This window comes from Streptomyces kanamyceticus (assembly GCF_008704495.1).
GTDB classification, from domain to species: Bacteria; Actinomycetota; Actinomycetes; order Streptomycetales; family Streptomycetaceae; genus Streptomyces; species Streptomyces kanamyceticus.
On record NZ_CP023699.1, the window covers coordinates 9,129,205 to 9,142,307 of the forward strand.

At 72.0% G+C, this 13,103-nt stretch carries 13 protein-coding genes; 10 read left to right on the plus strand and 3 right to left on the minus strand.

Annotated elements, in window-relative coordinates:
- Positions 1-102 precede the first annotated feature (102 nt).
- The 7 genes from CP970_RS39550 (at position 103) to CP970_RS39580 (ending at position 6,732) form a co-directional block, all read left to right on the plus strand.
- On the plus strand, positions 103-591 hold the full coding sequence (locus CP970_RS39550) for an RrF2 family transcriptional regulator (RefSeq protein ID WP_055549695.1): 489 nt from the start codon (positions 103-105) through the stop codon (positions 589-591).
- Between the two features lie 188 nt (positions 592-779).
- Positions 780-1,553 (plus strand): polysaccharide deacetylase family protein, encoded by a 774-nt coding sequence (locus CP970_RS39555; RefSeq protein ID WP_055549693.1) that lies wholly within the window; start codon positions 780-782, stop codon positions 1,551-1,553.
- Between the two features lie 300 nt (positions 1,554-1,853).
- Positions 1,854-3,125, plus strand: coding sequence for a beta-ketoacyl-[acyl-carrier-protein] synthase family protein (locus CP970_RS39560; RefSeq protein ID WP_055549691.1), 1,272 nt, complete (start codon positions 1,854-1,856; stop codon positions 3,123-3,125).
- The gene (locus CP970_RS39565; RefSeq protein ID WP_055549689.1) at positions 3,122-4,339 is read left to right on the plus strand and encodes a ketosynthase chain-length factor; all 1,218 of its coding nucleotides are present in this window, start codon (positions 3,122-3,124) and stop codon (positions 4,337-4,339) included. Before CP970_RS39560 ends, CP970_RS39565 begins: the two co-directional genes overlap by 4 nt.
- Positions 4,336-4,611 carry an acyl carrier protein gene (locus CP970_RS39570; protein ID WP_055549687.1) on the plus strand — a complete coding sequence of 92 codons (276 nt, stop codon included), beginning with the start codon at positions 4,336-4,338 and terminating at the stop codon, positions 4,609-4,611. The genes CP970_RS39565 and CP970_RS39570 overlap by 4 nt, the downstream gene beginning before the upstream one ends.
- 11 nt (positions 4,612-4,622) lie before the next feature.
- Positions 4,623-5,654 carry a ketoacyl-ACP synthase III family protein gene (locus CP970_RS39575; protein WP_055549685.1) on the plus strand — a complete coding sequence of 344 codons (1,032 nt, stop codon included), beginning with the start codon at positions 4,623-4,625 and terminating at the stop codon, positions 5,652-5,654.
- A 49-nt stretch (positions 5,655-5,703) separates the two neighbouring features.
- On the plus strand, positions 5,704-6,732 hold the full coding sequence (locus CP970_RS39580) for an acyltransferase domain-containing protein (RefSeq protein ID WP_150494567.1): 1,029 nt from the start codon (positions 5,704-5,706) through the stop codon (positions 6,730-6,732).
- Here CP970_RS39580 and CP970_RS39585 read toward each other — a convergent pair.
- Positions 6,710-7,570, minus strand: a complete 861-nt coding sequence (locus tag CP970_RS39585; protein WP_398657029.1) for a class I SAM-dependent methyltransferase — start codon at positions 7,568-7,570, stop codon at positions 6,710-6,712. The two genes, CP970_RS39580 and CP970_RS39585, sit on opposite strands and share 23 nt — an antisense overlap.
- A gap of 181 nt (positions 7,571-7,751) precedes the next feature.
- Here CP970_RS39585 and CP970_RS39590 point away from each other — a divergent pair, with 181 nt between their 5' ends.
- Genes CP970_RS39590 through CP970_RS39600 form a run of 3 tightly spaced genes read left to right on the plus strand, consistent with a single transcriptional unit; the run spans position 7,752 to position 11,345 of the window.
- Positions 7,752-9,335, plus strand: coding sequence for an FAD-binding oxidoreductase (locus tag CP970_RS39590; RefSeq protein WP_150494570.1), 1,584 nt, complete (start codon positions 7,752-7,754; stop codon positions 9,333-9,335).
- Between the two features lie 16 nt (positions 9,336-9,351).
- Positions 9,352-10,116 carry an NAD-dependent epimerase/dehydratase family protein gene (locus CP970_RS39595; RefSeq protein WP_150494572.1) on the plus strand — a complete coding sequence of 255 codons (765 nt, stop codon included), beginning with the start codon at positions 9,352-9,354 and terminating at the stop codon, positions 10,114-10,116.
- A gap of 11 nt (positions 10,117-10,127) precedes the next feature.
- Positions 10,128-11,345, plus strand: a complete 1,218-nt coding sequence (locus CP970_RS39600; protein WP_150494574.1) for an acyl-CoA dehydrogenase family protein — start codon at positions 10,128-10,130, stop codon at positions 11,343-11,345.
- Positions 11,346-11,409: 64 nt separating this feature from the next.
- Here CP970_RS39600 and CP970_RS39605 read toward each other — a convergent pair whose 3' ends face one another.
- Together CP970_RS39605 and CP970_RS39610 are read right to left on the minus strand one after the other, a co-directional pair.
- Positions 11,410-12,207, minus strand: coding sequence for a phytanoyl-CoA dioxygenase family protein (locus CP970_RS39605; protein ID WP_150494576.1), 798 nt, complete (start codon positions 12,205-12,207; stop codon positions 11,410-11,412).
- Positions 12,208-12,253: 46 nt separating this feature from the next.
- Positions 12,254-12,982: a class I SAM-dependent DNA methyltransferase gene (locus CP970_RS39610; RefSeq protein ID WP_150494578.1), complete on the minus strand. Its 729-nt coding sequence runs from the start codon at positions 12,980-12,982 to the stop codon at positions 12,254-12,256.
- Positions 12,983-13,103 lie beyond the last annotated feature (121 nt).

Here is a 13,103-nt window from a genome sequence, read left to right on the forward strand (position 1 = left end):
CATCTGATATCCGAGATAATACTCGGATAGTCTGTGTCCGAGTCAAAGCGACTTTCGGACAGGGGCGTCGCGGCGGGGAGCACGGATGAATGGGGAGGACGCGTGAAGCTGTCGGGTGGCGTGGAATGGGCGCTGCACTGCTGCGTGGTCCTGACCGCGGCGAACGAGCCCGTGCCCGCCGCCCGGCTCGCGCAGCTGCACGAGGTGTCGCCGAGCTATCTGGCCAAGCAGCTGCAGGCCTTGTCCCGGGCGGGCCTGGTGCGCTCCGTGCAGGGCAAGACCGGCGGCTATGTGCTGACGAAGAAGGCCGAGGACATCACGCTGCTCGACGTGGTGCAGGCCGTCGACGGTGACGATCCGGCCTTCGTCTGTACCGAGATCCGCCAGCGCGGCCCGTTCGCGACGCCCCCTGAGCAGTGCGCGAAGCAGTGCCCCATCGCCCGCGCGATGGGGGCCGCGGAAGCCGCGTGGCGGGCGTCGCTCGCCGCCGTCACCATCGCCGACCTCGTCACGTCGGTGGAGAGCGACAGCGGCCCGGACGCCCTCCCGGGCATCGGGTCCTGGCTCACCGGGGAGCCCCGCGCGCTCTGACCGGCGCCTCCTGATCCGGCGTCACCGGCACGCCCCCGGCGCGGCACTTGACGCGGAGTTGTCCGTGATCCTTCCCGGAATTGTCCGTGATCTGTAACGGACGGATCCCCGGGCCCCCGTTCCTCGTCCTGCCAGTTGGTCGCAAGGCGACCGGGGATCGGCGAGGAACTGCGTGAAAAGGGGCGGGCATGGCACGGCACAGCGGTGGGCGGGGCTGGTACGGCAAAGTGATCGGGGCAGCGGTCGGGGTGACCATGCTCGCCACCGGTGCGTCCGTGTGGACCGCGCAGGCCGGTGACGCTGACGACGCGTCACCGGAGGCGACCGCCCCGGCCGCGCCGGGCGGTGCCGCCAAGCCCGTCTCCGCGACCATCGCGCACTCCTCGGAAGCGGGGAAGCGCGGCATCAACATCACCATCGACGACGGCCCCGACCCCAAGTGGACCTCGCAGGTGCTCGACCTGCTGCGCGAGTACGACGTGAAGGCCACGTTCTGCATGGTGGGGACGCAGGCGCAGGCCCACCCGGACATGGTGAAGAAGGTGGTCGCGGCCGGGCACCGGCTGTGCGACCACACGGTGTCGCACAACACCGGCATGGACAAGGACTCCCAGGCCTACCAGTCGCAGCAGATACTCGACGCCGAGCGCATGATCACGAAGGCGTCCGGGGGCGTACGGCCGATGTACTACCGGGCGCCCGGTGGCGCCTTCACCCCGTACAGCCGCAAGCTCGCCGCTTCCCGCGGCATGCGCCCGCTGGGCTGGAACGTGGACACCAAGGACTTCGAGCGCCCGGGTACGGACGCCATCGTCGCCACGGTCGAGCGTGAACTGTCCAACGGACCCACGCTCCTCTTCCACGACGCGGGCGGCGACCGTACCCAGACCGTCGAGGCCCTGCGCCGCCTCCTGCCCCGGCTCAAGGAGCAGGGCCACACCTTCGGCTTCCCGGTGCGCTGAGCCCCGGCCCGCCGACGCCCCGCCGAGAAGGTCCGTTGTTCCTGGTGCATCGCACCGGAGCAACGGACCTTCCGCTTTCCGCTCGCATCGAGACGATCGCGAGGCGACCGCGCGACCAGTCCGCATCGATCGAATGTGCAGTGACGTGTGCTCTGTATGCGTCCCCTCAGATGCCCTCAGCCCCCGTCCAGGCGTCCTTCGCCCCCGTCCAGTCGTCCTCGACGCCCGTGCGACCGACCCGCCCCATCGTCGAACCCGGCAATCAACAGTCCGTGCTGTCGCTGGTGAGAAGGGGTCGTCATGGGGGAACGTCGCGTGGCCGTCACCGGGATCGGGGTCGTCGCGCCAGGAGGTACCGGGACCAAGGCGTTCTGGGAGCGCGTCGTCTCCGGCAGGCCCGCCACCCGCCGTGTCACGGCCTTCGATCCGGCCCCCTTCCGCTCGCGGATCGCCGCCGAATGCGACTTCGACCCGCTCGCCGCGGGACTCGGCGAGCGGGACACCGAACGCCTCGACAGGGCCGCCCAGATGCTGATGATCGCCGCCCGCGAGGCACTGGGCGACAGCCGCCTTTCGATCGCGCCCGAGGAGGCCCACCGGGCCGGGGTCAGCATCGGCAACGCCGTCGGCCTCACCCAGAAGCTGGAGCGCGAATACCTCGCCGTCAGCGACGCGGGCCGCCACTGGGTCGTCGACCCCGCCCGCGCCTCACCGCATCTCTACGACTACTTCGTCCCCAGCTCCCTGTCCGCGGAGGTCGCCTGGTTCGCCGGGGCGGAAGGCCCCAACGCCGTGGTCTCCGCGGGCTGCACCTCCGGCATCGACGCCACCGGCTATGCCTGCGACCTCATCCGCGAGGGCAGCGCCGACATCATGATCACCGGCGGTGCCGACGCCCCGATCGCCCCCATCACCGTCGCCTGCTTCGACGCGATCAAGGCGACCTCGCCCCGCAACGACGACGCCGAACACGCCCTGCGCCCCTTCGACAGGACGCGCAACGGCTTCGTCCTCGGCGAGGGCGCGGCCGTGCTCGTCCTGGAGGAGCTGGGTCGGGCGCGGCGCCGCGGCGCTCACATCCACGCGGAGATCGCCGGATACGCCTCGCACGGCAACGCCCACCACATGACCGGGCTGCGCCCCGACGGACGGGAGCTGGCCACCGCCATCACCTCCGCCCTCGACCGGGCCAGGATCGACGCGGACGCCGTCGACTACGTCAACGCCCACGGGACCGCCACCCAGCAGAACGACCGGCACGAGACGGCCGCCTTCAAACGCAGCCTCGGCGGCCACGCCCACGCCGTACCGATCAGTTCCATCAAGGCCGTGGTCGGCCACTCGCTCGGCGCGATCGGCGCGATCGAGATCGCCGCCTGCGCGCTGGCGCTGGAACACGGAGTCGTACCGCCGACCGCGAACCTGCACCACCCCGATCCCGAACTCGACCTGGACTACGTGCCGTTGACCGCACGGGAGCAGCGGCTGGAGACGGTCCTCACGGTCGGCAGCGGATTCGGCGGGTTCCAGAGCGCCATGGTGCTCACCGACGCGGAGAGGAAGGCCTCATGACGACGGCCGTAGTGACCGGAGCCGGGGTCGTCGCCCCCAACGGCCTGGGGACTGAGGCGTTCTGGTCGGCGACCCTGCGCGGCGACCACGTCATCAAACCGATCGACCGGTACGACACCACGCGCTTCACCAGTCGGCTGGCAGGAGAGGTGCGGGACTTCGACGCCGCACGGTACCTGCCGAGCAGGCTCCTGGCGCAGACCGACCGGATGACCCAGTTCGCGCTCGCCGCCGCCGACTGGGCCCTCGCCGACGCGGCCCTGGACACCGGTGAACTCGCCAGGACCGACCTCGGCGTCGTCACCGCGAGCGCCGCCGGCGGCTTCGACTTCGGCCAGCGCGAGCTGCAGAACCTCTGGGGCGAAGGGCCCGACCACGTCAGTGCCTACATGTCCTTCGCCTGGTTCTACGCGGTCAACACCGGCCAGATCTCCATCAAGAACGACCTGCGGGGCCCCACCGGAGTCCTCGTCGCCGAACAGGCCGGCGGCATCGACGCCCTCGCCCACGCCCGGCGCGCCCTGCGCGGCGGCGCCGAAGTGGTCCTCTCCGGAGGCATGGACTCCTCGCTCTGCCCGTACGGAATGGCCGCCCGCATGGCCGCGGGCAGGCTCTCCACCCGGGACGACCCCGACCGCGCCTTCCTCCCCTTCGACCCGGACACCGACGGACACGTGCCGGGCGAGGGCGGGGCGATCCTCGTCCTGGAAGAGAAGGACCGGGCCCTGCGGCGCGGGGCGAGCATCCACGGAGAGATCGCGGGACACGGGGCCACCTTCGACCCGCGGCCCTCCGCGATGCGCCCCGGCAACCTCGGCCGCGCCATCGAACTCGCCCTGGCCGACGCGGGGCTGGCCCCAGGCGACATCGACGTCGTCTTCGCCGACGCCGACGGCTCCCCGGAGAACGACCGTGCGGAGGCGGAGGCCCTCGTGCGGCTCTTCGGCCCGTACGGCGTACCCGTCACCGCCCCCAAGACCATGATCGGCCGCCTCTGCTCCGGCGGCGCGCCCCTCGACGTCGTCCTCGCCCTGCGCGCCCTGCGCGAGGGCCTCATCCCCCCGACCATCAAGGTCACCCCCGGCTACGCACTCGACCTGGTGCGCGAGGGGCCGCGGCCGTTCACCGGCACCGCCGCCCTGGTGCTGGCCCGCGGACACAACGGTTTCAACAGCGCCCTCGTGCTGCGCGGGCGAGGAAAGGACCACCGATGAGCGAGCTCACCCTGCCCGAACTGGTCGACATCATGCGCGAATGCGCGGGTGAGGAGGAGGCGGTCACCGCCGCGGGCGCGGACGTCGGCGACGTCGAGCTGGAGAACCTCGGCTACGACTCGCTGGCGCTGATGGAGGCCGCGGGCCGCGTCAAGCGCCAGTACAAGGCCGAACTCACCGACGACGCCCTCGCCGAGATCCGCACCCTCAACCAGTTCGTGGCAGCCGTCAACGACACCCTGGCCTCGGCCGGGGCGCGCCCGTCCGTCTGACGAGGCCGCCCATGGACCCGCTCTACATCGCCGCCACCGGCAGCAGACTGCCGCCCGCGGTCCGCACCGAGGACGCCGTCGCCGACGGCAGATGCTCCGCCGCCCTCGCGCGCGCCACCGGCAGTCTCGCCGTCGCCGTCGCGGGCGACGACGAATCGGCCCCGCAGATGGCCGTACGCGCCGCCCGCTCCGCACTGGAGCGGGCGGGCACCGCCCCCGGCGACATCGACCTCGTCCTGCACGCCAGCTTCTTCCACCAGGGCCACGACCTGTGGGCCCCCGCCTCGTACGTCCAACGGGAAGCCGTCGGCACCAACTGCCCCGCCATGGAGATCGGCCAGGTCTCCAACGGCGGCATGGCCGCCATCGAGCTCGCCTCCGCCTACCTGGCCGTCGACCCGGGCCGCTCGGCCGCGCTGATCACCACCGGCGACAAGTTCTGCCCGCCCGGCTTCGACCGCTGGCACAGCGACCCCGGCACCGTGTACGCCGACGGCGGGACCGCCCTCGTGCTCTCGCGCCGCGGCGGATTCGCCCGGATCCGCAGCCTCGTCACGGTCTCCGTGGCGGAACTGGAAGGGATGCACCGCGGCGACGACCCGTTCGCGCGGACGCCGTTCGAGCACCGTCCCCAGGTCGATCTGGAGGCCTGCAAGCGTGCGTTCCTCGCGGAGACCGGTGCTTCCTACGCGGTCTCCCGGGTCGCCGCCGCGCAGGAGAGCGCGGTCAAACAGGCCCTGGCCGAGGCGGAACTCGATCTCGACGACATCACCCGCATCGTGCTGCCCCACCTGGGACGGCGCCGACTCCAGGCCGCCTACTTCGGCCCGTTCGGCATCGACCCGGAGCGGACCACCTGGCCCTGGAGCAGACAGGTGGGCCACCTGGGGGCCGGTGACCCGATCGCCGGACTCGACCGGCTCGCCGTGACAGGGGCCCTCGGCCCGGGAGACACCTGTCTGCTCGTCAGCGTCGGCGCCGGATTCTCCTGGTCCTGCGCCGTGCTCGACATACACGAACGCCCCCGGTGGGCCCAGCCGTGAACGGATACGGAGCACGCAGAGAGTACGGACAGTGGTCGACCGAAGGGCGATGGGGACAGTGGCGAACCGACCGACGATGGTGCTCCTCCTGCCGGGCCAGGGCGCTCAGCACCCACGGATGGCCACCGGCCTGTACGGGACCGAACCGGTGTTCACCGGCGCCATGGACGAGGTGTTCGCCCTCGTCGACACCGAGGCGGCAGGAGAGGGCGAACGGCTCAGGGCCGACTGGCTTAGCGAGCGCCCCGCCGTGCACCTCGACCACGTCAGCCGCTCCCAGCCGCTGCTGTTCGCCGTCGACCACGCACTCGGCCGACTGGTACGGAGCTGGGGTGCCCGGCCGGACGCCCTGCTCGGCCACAGCATCGGCGAACTGGCGGGAGCCGTGCTCTCCGGAGTCTTCACCCTGGCCGACGCCACCCGGCTGGTCCTGGACCGCGTCCGGCTCCTCGCCGACGCCCCGCCGGGCGGCATGCTCGCCGTCGCCGCGACGCCGCGGGAGCTCGCGCCCTTCCTGGTGGGCGACGTCGTCGTCGGCGCGGTCAACGCCCCGCGCCAGACCGTACTCGCGGGACCCGACCCGGCCCTCGAACTGGTCCACAAGGACCTGGAGGCACAGGACTTCACCTGTCGGCGCCTGCCCTCCCACAGCGCCTTCCACAGCCCCGCCCTCGCACCCGCCGTCGCCGGTTCCGAGGCGGCCGTGGCCGCACTGGCGACCGCCGCGCCGACGATCGCCCTGCACTCCTGCTACACGGCGCGGCCACTGAGCGAGGAGGACGTCGCGGACCCGCTCTACTGGGCCCGCCAGCCGGTCGCCCCGGTGCTCTTCTGGAGCGCGCTCGACGCCCTCCTGTCCGAGGGCGACGCCGTCCTGGTGGAGGCGGGCCCGGGGCAGGGGCTCGCCCAACTCGCCAGGCGCCACCCCTCCGTACGGGCCGGTGACAGCGCGGTCGTCCCGCTGCTGCCCGCCCGCCCCGGCCCTCCGGAGCGGGATCGCGCAGCGGTGCGGGCGGCCAGGGAGAGCCTCGCCTCGTACGGCCTCATCGGCGAACCTATCGGCGAACCGTCGCGGTGACGTAGCGCACCGGAGTGTCGATCGTCAGCGGCCCTTCACCGTCCCGCATCGCGTCGAGGGCGGTGATCAGCCGCTGCCGCAGCTGCGCGCTCTCCCGCGCCGACAGGTGCGTCCACAGCAGCCGCATTCCCTGGGTGTGCGACCAGTCGACCCACGCCTCGCCCGACTCCGCCACCAGTTCCACTGGCTCATCGGCGACCTCGACGTCCCTGAACCCGGCCTTCTCCAGTGTCCGGCGCAGATCGGTGGCGTGTCCCAGCCAGCTGTTGAAGCGCCGCCGCAGCGCCTCCGGCTGCCACTCGGGCGGCAGATCGCTCAGCAAGGACCGCGGAATCAGGTCGGTGAACACGGGCGGCAGGAACGGAAAGGTGTCGTCCGTGAACACCGGGCTGGTGAAGCCGATCCGGCCGCCGTCCCGCAGCAGCGCCGCATAGCGGGCGAGCGCCGCGGGAGCGTCCGGCAGGAAGATCACGCTGTAGCTGCCGGTGATCAAGTCGAAGGAACGGGGCGGGAGTTCGGGATGCTCCCCGTCCATCGTCCGCAGCTCCACGTTGGTGACGCCCTGCCGCTCGGCTTCCCGGCGCGCCTCGTCGATCATCGCGGGGGCGATGTCGATGCCCAGCGCGGAGCCCTCGGGCCCGGCGAGCGCCGCCGCGGGGAACAGGGCCGCGCCCCGGCCGCACCCCACGTCGAGCACCCGGTCACCCGGCCTCGGAGCCACCCGCTCCACCAACCGCCTGCCCATCGGCGTGAAGAACTCGACGCCCAGCCGGTCGTAGTGCGCCGCCGCCCGGTCGAAGGCCTGGGCCACCGCCGCCTTGTACGCCGTGTCGTCCACCGTGCCATCACTGTTCGCTGCCATGCGCCGAGCGTGCGGCCGCCCTCTCGCGCCAGCGTCGCGGCCGGTTCGAACACGCCTCGAGGGCCCCTACAGCGGAAGCCGAGGGATGCGACAGGCGCCCTGCCTAGCGTGAGCCGCGCTTCGACACACACGTCACGGGGGAAGGAACGGTGTTCACGTGGGCAAGCTGCCACGCCGTCGCGTACTGCGGGGAACGGTCGTCGCGGGTGGTGCCGCGGCACTGACCGGACTGGGCGGTACGGCCGCCGCGCGACCAGGAAAGAACCGCGCAGGGGTGCCGGGGCCCGTCACGGTCGTTCCGGCGGATCCGCGGTACGCGAGCATGAACAAGACCTACAACGGACGGTTCACCCCGCGCCCCGACGCGGTCCGGGCCGTCTACTCGGCCGAGCAGGTCATCCAGGCCGTCGACGAGGCCGTACGCACGGGGAAGCGGATCGCCGTCCGCAGCGGCGGGCACTGCTACGAGGACTTCGTCACCCACCCCGACGTCAAGATCGTCCTCGATGTCTCGGAGATGAACGAGGTCAGCTTCGACCCCGAACACCAGGCCTTCGCCGTGGAGTCGGGCGCCACCCTGGGCCAGGTCTACAAGAGCCTCTACTACGGCTGGGGGGTGACCGTCCCCGGCGGCAGCTGCCCCAGCGTGGGGGCGGGCGGACACATCGCGGGCGGCGGCTACGGCAGCCTCTCGCTGCGGGACGGCATGGTCGTCGACCACCTCTACGGCGTCGACGTCGTCGTCGTGGACAAGAACGGCAAGGCGCGCCGCGTGGTCGCCACCCGGCGCGCCGACGATCCCCACCGAGACCTGTGGTGGGCCCACACCGGTGGCGGCGGCGGCAACTTCGGCGTCGTCCTGCGCTACCTCCTGCGCTCCCCGGGAGCCCGCGGCAAGGACCCGGCGACACTGCTGCCCACCCCGCCCGCCACCGCACCTGGCCTGGCCGTCACCTGGCAGTGGGCGGACGTCGGCGAGCGGGCGTTCACCACGCTCGTCCGCGACCACGGCACGTGGCACGAACGCCACCCGCGCAGCCCCGTCTCCAGCTCCCTGGCGCTCGGCCACCGGGCGGGCGGCCAGTTCCAGCTCCTGGTCGGCGCCGACGCCCCGCAGCCCGAAGCCGCCCGCCTCATGGACGCCTACGTCAAGGACGTCACGGCCGGAGCCGGTGCCCCCTCCACCACCGCCCGCTCCGACCAGCCCTGGCTCACCGCCACTCTCGGCGCGGAGACCTACGCGGGCGGCACCCCCGCCAAGTCCAAGGCGGGCTTCCTGCGCAGACGCTGGAGCGACCGGCAGATCGCCGTCGTGCACAAGTACCTGAACGACGGCGACCAGCGCTGGGGCGCCTCCGTCCACGTCACCTCCTTCGGCGGGGCGATCAACACCGTCGCCCCCGACGCGACCGCCTTCCCGCACCGCGACGCGCTCTTCAGCGTCTCCTACGACCTGTACTGGGAGGACCCCGCGAACAAGGAGGAGATCAACTGGATCCGCCGCTTCTACCAGGAGGTGTACGCCGACACGGGCGGTGTGCCCGTGCCCGGCGACGCCAACAGCGGCGCCTACGTCAACTACCCGGACGCCGACCTCGCCGACCCGAAGTGGAACACCTCCGGCATCCCCTGGCACACCCTCTACTACCGCGACAACTACCCCCGGCTCCAGCAGATCAAGGCCCGCTGGGACCCCGGGAACGTCTTCCACCACGCCTTGTCCGTCCGCCCGAAGGCCTGACCGGGGAGAGACACTGATGGAGCTCATCGGCACCGGGTTCCTCGCCCGCCACCTGCGGCCGCTGGCCGGTACCCACCCCGGTACGACCGTCCTCGCCGCGGGGGTGCCGCGACACCCGCTGCCGGACTCCGCGCACGCACGCGAACACCGGCTCGTCGGCGACACCATCCAGCGCTGCCTCGACCGGGACCACCAACTCGTCTTCTTCTCCACCGTCTCCATGTACGGCGCCCCCGGCTGCCAGGGACGGGAGGACGAACAAGTGGTCCCGGCGCTCGCTTACGGGCAGCACAAACTCGACCTGGAGACACGGGTCCGCGAATCCGGCGTACGGCACCTGATCCTGCGCCTGGGCTACGTCCTCGGTCCCGGCGAACCGGAGTACCGGCTGCTCTCCGTACTCGTCCGCCAACTGCGCGCCGGAAAGGTCACCGTCCAGCAGGGCGCCCGCAGGGACCTGCTCCACGTCGACGAGTTCGTCGCGGTCCTCGATCTGCTGCTGCGCGCGGGCATCACCGACGAAACCGTCAACGTGGCCTCCGGGGACTGCGCGGAGATCACCGACGTCCTCGACCACCTCGAACTCCGCCTCGGCACCGCGGCCGAGCGCAGGACCGCGGGGCACACCGTCTCGCACTGCGCGTCGGTCGCCAAACTCCACCGGCTCCTGCCCGAGGTGGCGGGACTGGGATTCCGGTCCGGCTACTTCAGGACCGCCATCGACCGGTACCTCGCCGCGAGCCCGCAGAGCCTCGACTGCCAGGTCGGGCACACCCCCTGAGGAAGGACCCCATGATCAGCGAAGTCGGCGTCACGCTCCCGCACTTGGCCGACCTCGGCGCTCCGGTGACCCCGGAGGGACGGCAGCTCCTGGACGTCCTCGACCGTCATCTGCCCCGCATCGCCGAGGCCGCCGACACCCACGACCGTCCCGGCACCTTCCCCACGGAGGTGTTCCACGCCCTGCGCGCCGACGGGGTGCTTTCCGCCACCGTGCCGCGCGAGTTCGGCGGGGGAGGGGTGAGCAGCGTCCACGACCTGACCCTCGCGGTCATGCGGGTCGCCGAGGCCGACGCCGCCACCGCGCTCTGTCTGCACATGCAGCTGTGCCGCGGCATCACCATGGCGTACGAGCTGCGCCACGCCACCCCCGCCGGACAGGCCCTCGCCGAACGCGTCCTGTGGCTGATGGGCACCGGCGGCGCCCTGATCGGCGGGGCGCTCAAGGACGCCGGACAGGTCACCGACCTGCGCCCGGACGGCGACGGGGGCTGGCTGCTCGCGGGCCGCAAGATCCTCGTCTCCATGGCCCCGGTCGCCACCCACTTCGTGGTCGCCACCCGCACCCGCCCCGACTCGGGGCCCGCCAGGGGAGCCTCCGCCTTCCTGGAGGCGGGGACCAAAGGCCTCTCCGTCCCCGACACGTGGGACGGCATGGGCATGCGGGCCTCCGCCAGCTCCGAGGTCGTCTTCGACGACTGCCCGGTCCCCGAGGACGACCTGTTCCTGCGCGGCCCCGTCGACGAGGTCAACCACGCGGCGATGGCGGGCCAGACCGTCAGTTCCATCGGTCTGCTCGGCGTGTACGCGGGCATCGCCCAGTCCGCCCGCGACATCGCCGTCGCCGGTCTCAAGCGCCGCGGCGGTACTCCGGCCGCCGCGGTCCGCACGACGGTCGCCGAACTGGACGTCAAGCTCTACTCCCTGCGCACCGCGCTCGGCGCGGCACTGCTGCACACCGACCACCACGCGGCGCGGACCGCCGACGACCCGGCCGAACGCGGCTTGCGGATGATCGCGCCGTTCCAGTACGCCAAGCTCGTGGTCAACCGGAACGCGGCCGCCGTCGTCGAGGACTGCATGACCCTCGCCGGTGGGGCCTCCTTCACCGCGGGCCACCCCCTGGCCCGCCGCTACCGGGACGTGCGCGCCGGATGGTTCATGCAGCCCTTCACCTACGCCGACGCCGTCGACCACCTGAGCGCCCGCGCCCTGGACCTGGAGTCCTGACCGACGGCACGGACGGAGGGCCCCGGGAGCGCGACGCTCCCGGGGCCCTCGGACGTCCCACCGGTCAGCCGGTGATGAGCGGGAACACCTTCTCGTCGTCCAGCGGCTGCCCCGGCCGCAGATGGGAGAGGTACTCGTCCATCACCCCCGGCAGATAGGTCGTTCCGGCGTCCATGAAGATCACGCCGTGGCCCACCCGCCGCTCGTCGGTGAGGTTGGCACCGGCCATGTGGATCGTCCGGCAGTGGTGGAACGCGACGTCCCCGGCGCGCAGCGGCACGGTCACCCGCGGCTGCCAGGGATAGTCGGGCCACACCTCCTCGGCGGACTTGAAGTGCTCGAAACTGGTCATGTGCACCAGCCGCTCCGAGGCCTTGCGCAGGTGTGAGCCGGGGATGTAGCTCAGGCAGCCCCGTTCCACCGGTACGTCGACCAGCGCGATCCAGGCGGTCAGCGTCAACGACAGGTTGTCCATCGGTAACCCGGCCTCGTCGTCGTGGACCAGGGTCGGCGGTGCGTCGCGGGGCTCCTTCACCAGGACTTCGCTGCTGTAGAGCCGCAGCGGGCCGCCGGCCAGCCGGCCGGCGATGCCGGTGAGGCCGGGATGCAGGGCGAGTTGCCGCAGCGTCTCGTCCTTGCGCCAGGCCTGCGTCACGTAGTTGACCTCGACCTGGGCGCCGTCGTCGCCGCCCGCCCAGATCTCCATGTCACGCTCCAGGATCCGCTCGGCGGCCGCCCGGTAGGTGGCCACTTCCTCCGCCGAGAGCACTTGGGGCACGTGGACGAAGCCTTCGTCGCGATATCGGCAGACCGTGTCCTCGGACAGGTTCTCGGGCGTGGTCAGTTCGCTCAGGTGCGGCATGTCACGGCTTCCTTGTGGTCGGGCTCCGGCTGTCCGGAGCGAGGTGTCAGGCGGCGCGGGGCCGGGTGAGCGCACCCGTGAACAGGCCCCGGCCGCCGTGCAGTTCGGGGGTGTACTCGACGGTGAGACCGGCCCCGGTGAACGCCGCTTCGTACTGCTCACGGGTGAACAGCGTGATCAGATGCGTCTCGTCGAAGTGCCGGACACCCGACTCCGCGTCCGCGACGAGGTAGTGCACCTCCATCCGTGACGCGTTCCCCGCGCGCACCGCGTGTGACACCCGGGCCAGCGTCCTGCCCCGCGCGGTGGCGGTGCCGCTCGACACATAGCCGTCGAGGAACGTGTCGGGGAACCACCAGGGGTCGATCGCGACCACCCCGCCGGGGACCAGGTGCCGGGCGAACCGGCGGAGCGCGGCGTTCAGTTCGGCGGTGTCGGCGAGATAGCCGATCGAGCCGAACATGCAGGTGATCGCGGAGTAGGAGGCGCCGATCGCGAAGTCGCGCATGTCGCCGCCGTGCACGCTCACTCCGGGGAGCCGCCGACGCGCGGCCGCGGCCATCGGCTCGGACAGCTCCAAGCCCTCGACGCGGGCGAACTCCTTGCGGAAGTGCTGGAGATGGGCGCCGGTGCCGCAGGCCACGTCGAGCAGCGAATCGGCGTTCGGGAGCAGGGTCCTGACGCGCCAGGCGATCTCCTCCGCCTCGTCGCCGTAGTCCTTGCCCTTGCCCTGGTGCAGCAGTTCGTAGATCTCGCTGGCTTCCGTGCCGTACAAAGCGACTCCTCATGGCCTCACCGCAGCCGCGCCCGGCTGGTCCTGTCCGTCTCATCGTCCGAACAGGGGCTAGAGGGCCCGCCGAGACCCGGTGGAGGCGCCGCGGGTCGAGCCGTCGTCG

What these genes read in the sequence shown, in the direction of transcription:
- CP970_RS39555 (WP_055549693.1), top strand. Translation starts at nt 780, where the DNA reads ATGGCACGGCACAGCGGTGGGCGGGGCTGGTACGGCAAAGTGATCGGG.
- CP970_RS39560 (WP_055549691.1), top strand. Translation starts at nt 1,854, where the DNA reads ATGGGGGAACGTCGCGTGGCCGTCACCGGGATCGGGGTCGTCGCGCCA.
- CP970_RS39565 (WP_055549689.1), top strand. Translation starts at nt 3,122, where the DNA reads ATGACGACGGCCGTAGTGACCGGAGCCGGGGTCGTCGCCCCCAACGGC.
- CP970_RS39570 (WP_055549687.1), top strand. Translation starts at nt 4,336, where the DNA reads ATGAGCGAGCTCACCCTGCCCGAACTGGTCGACATCATGCGCGAATGC.
- CP970_RS39575 (WP_055549685.1), top strand. Translation starts at nt 4,623, where the DNA reads ATGGACCCGCTCTACATCGCCGCCACCGGCAGCAGACTGCCGCCCGCG.
- CP970_RS39580 (WP_150494567.1), top strand. Translation starts at nt 5,704, where the DNA reads ATGGGGACAGTGGCGAACCGACCGACGATGGTGCTCCTCCTGCCGGGC.
- CP970_RS39595 (WP_150494572.1), top strand. Translation starts at nt 9,352, where the DNA reads ATGGAGCTCATCGGCACCGGGTTCCTCGCCCGCCACCTGCGGCCGCTG.
- CP970_RS39600 (WP_150494574.1), top strand. Translation starts at nt 10,128, where the DNA reads ATGATCAGCGAAGTCGGCGTCACGCTCCCGCACTTGGCCGACCTCGGC.
- CP970_RS39605 (WP_150494576.1), bottom strand. Translation starts at nt 12,207, where the DNA reads ATGCCGCACCTGAGCGAACTGACCACGCCCGAGAACCTGTCCGAGGAC.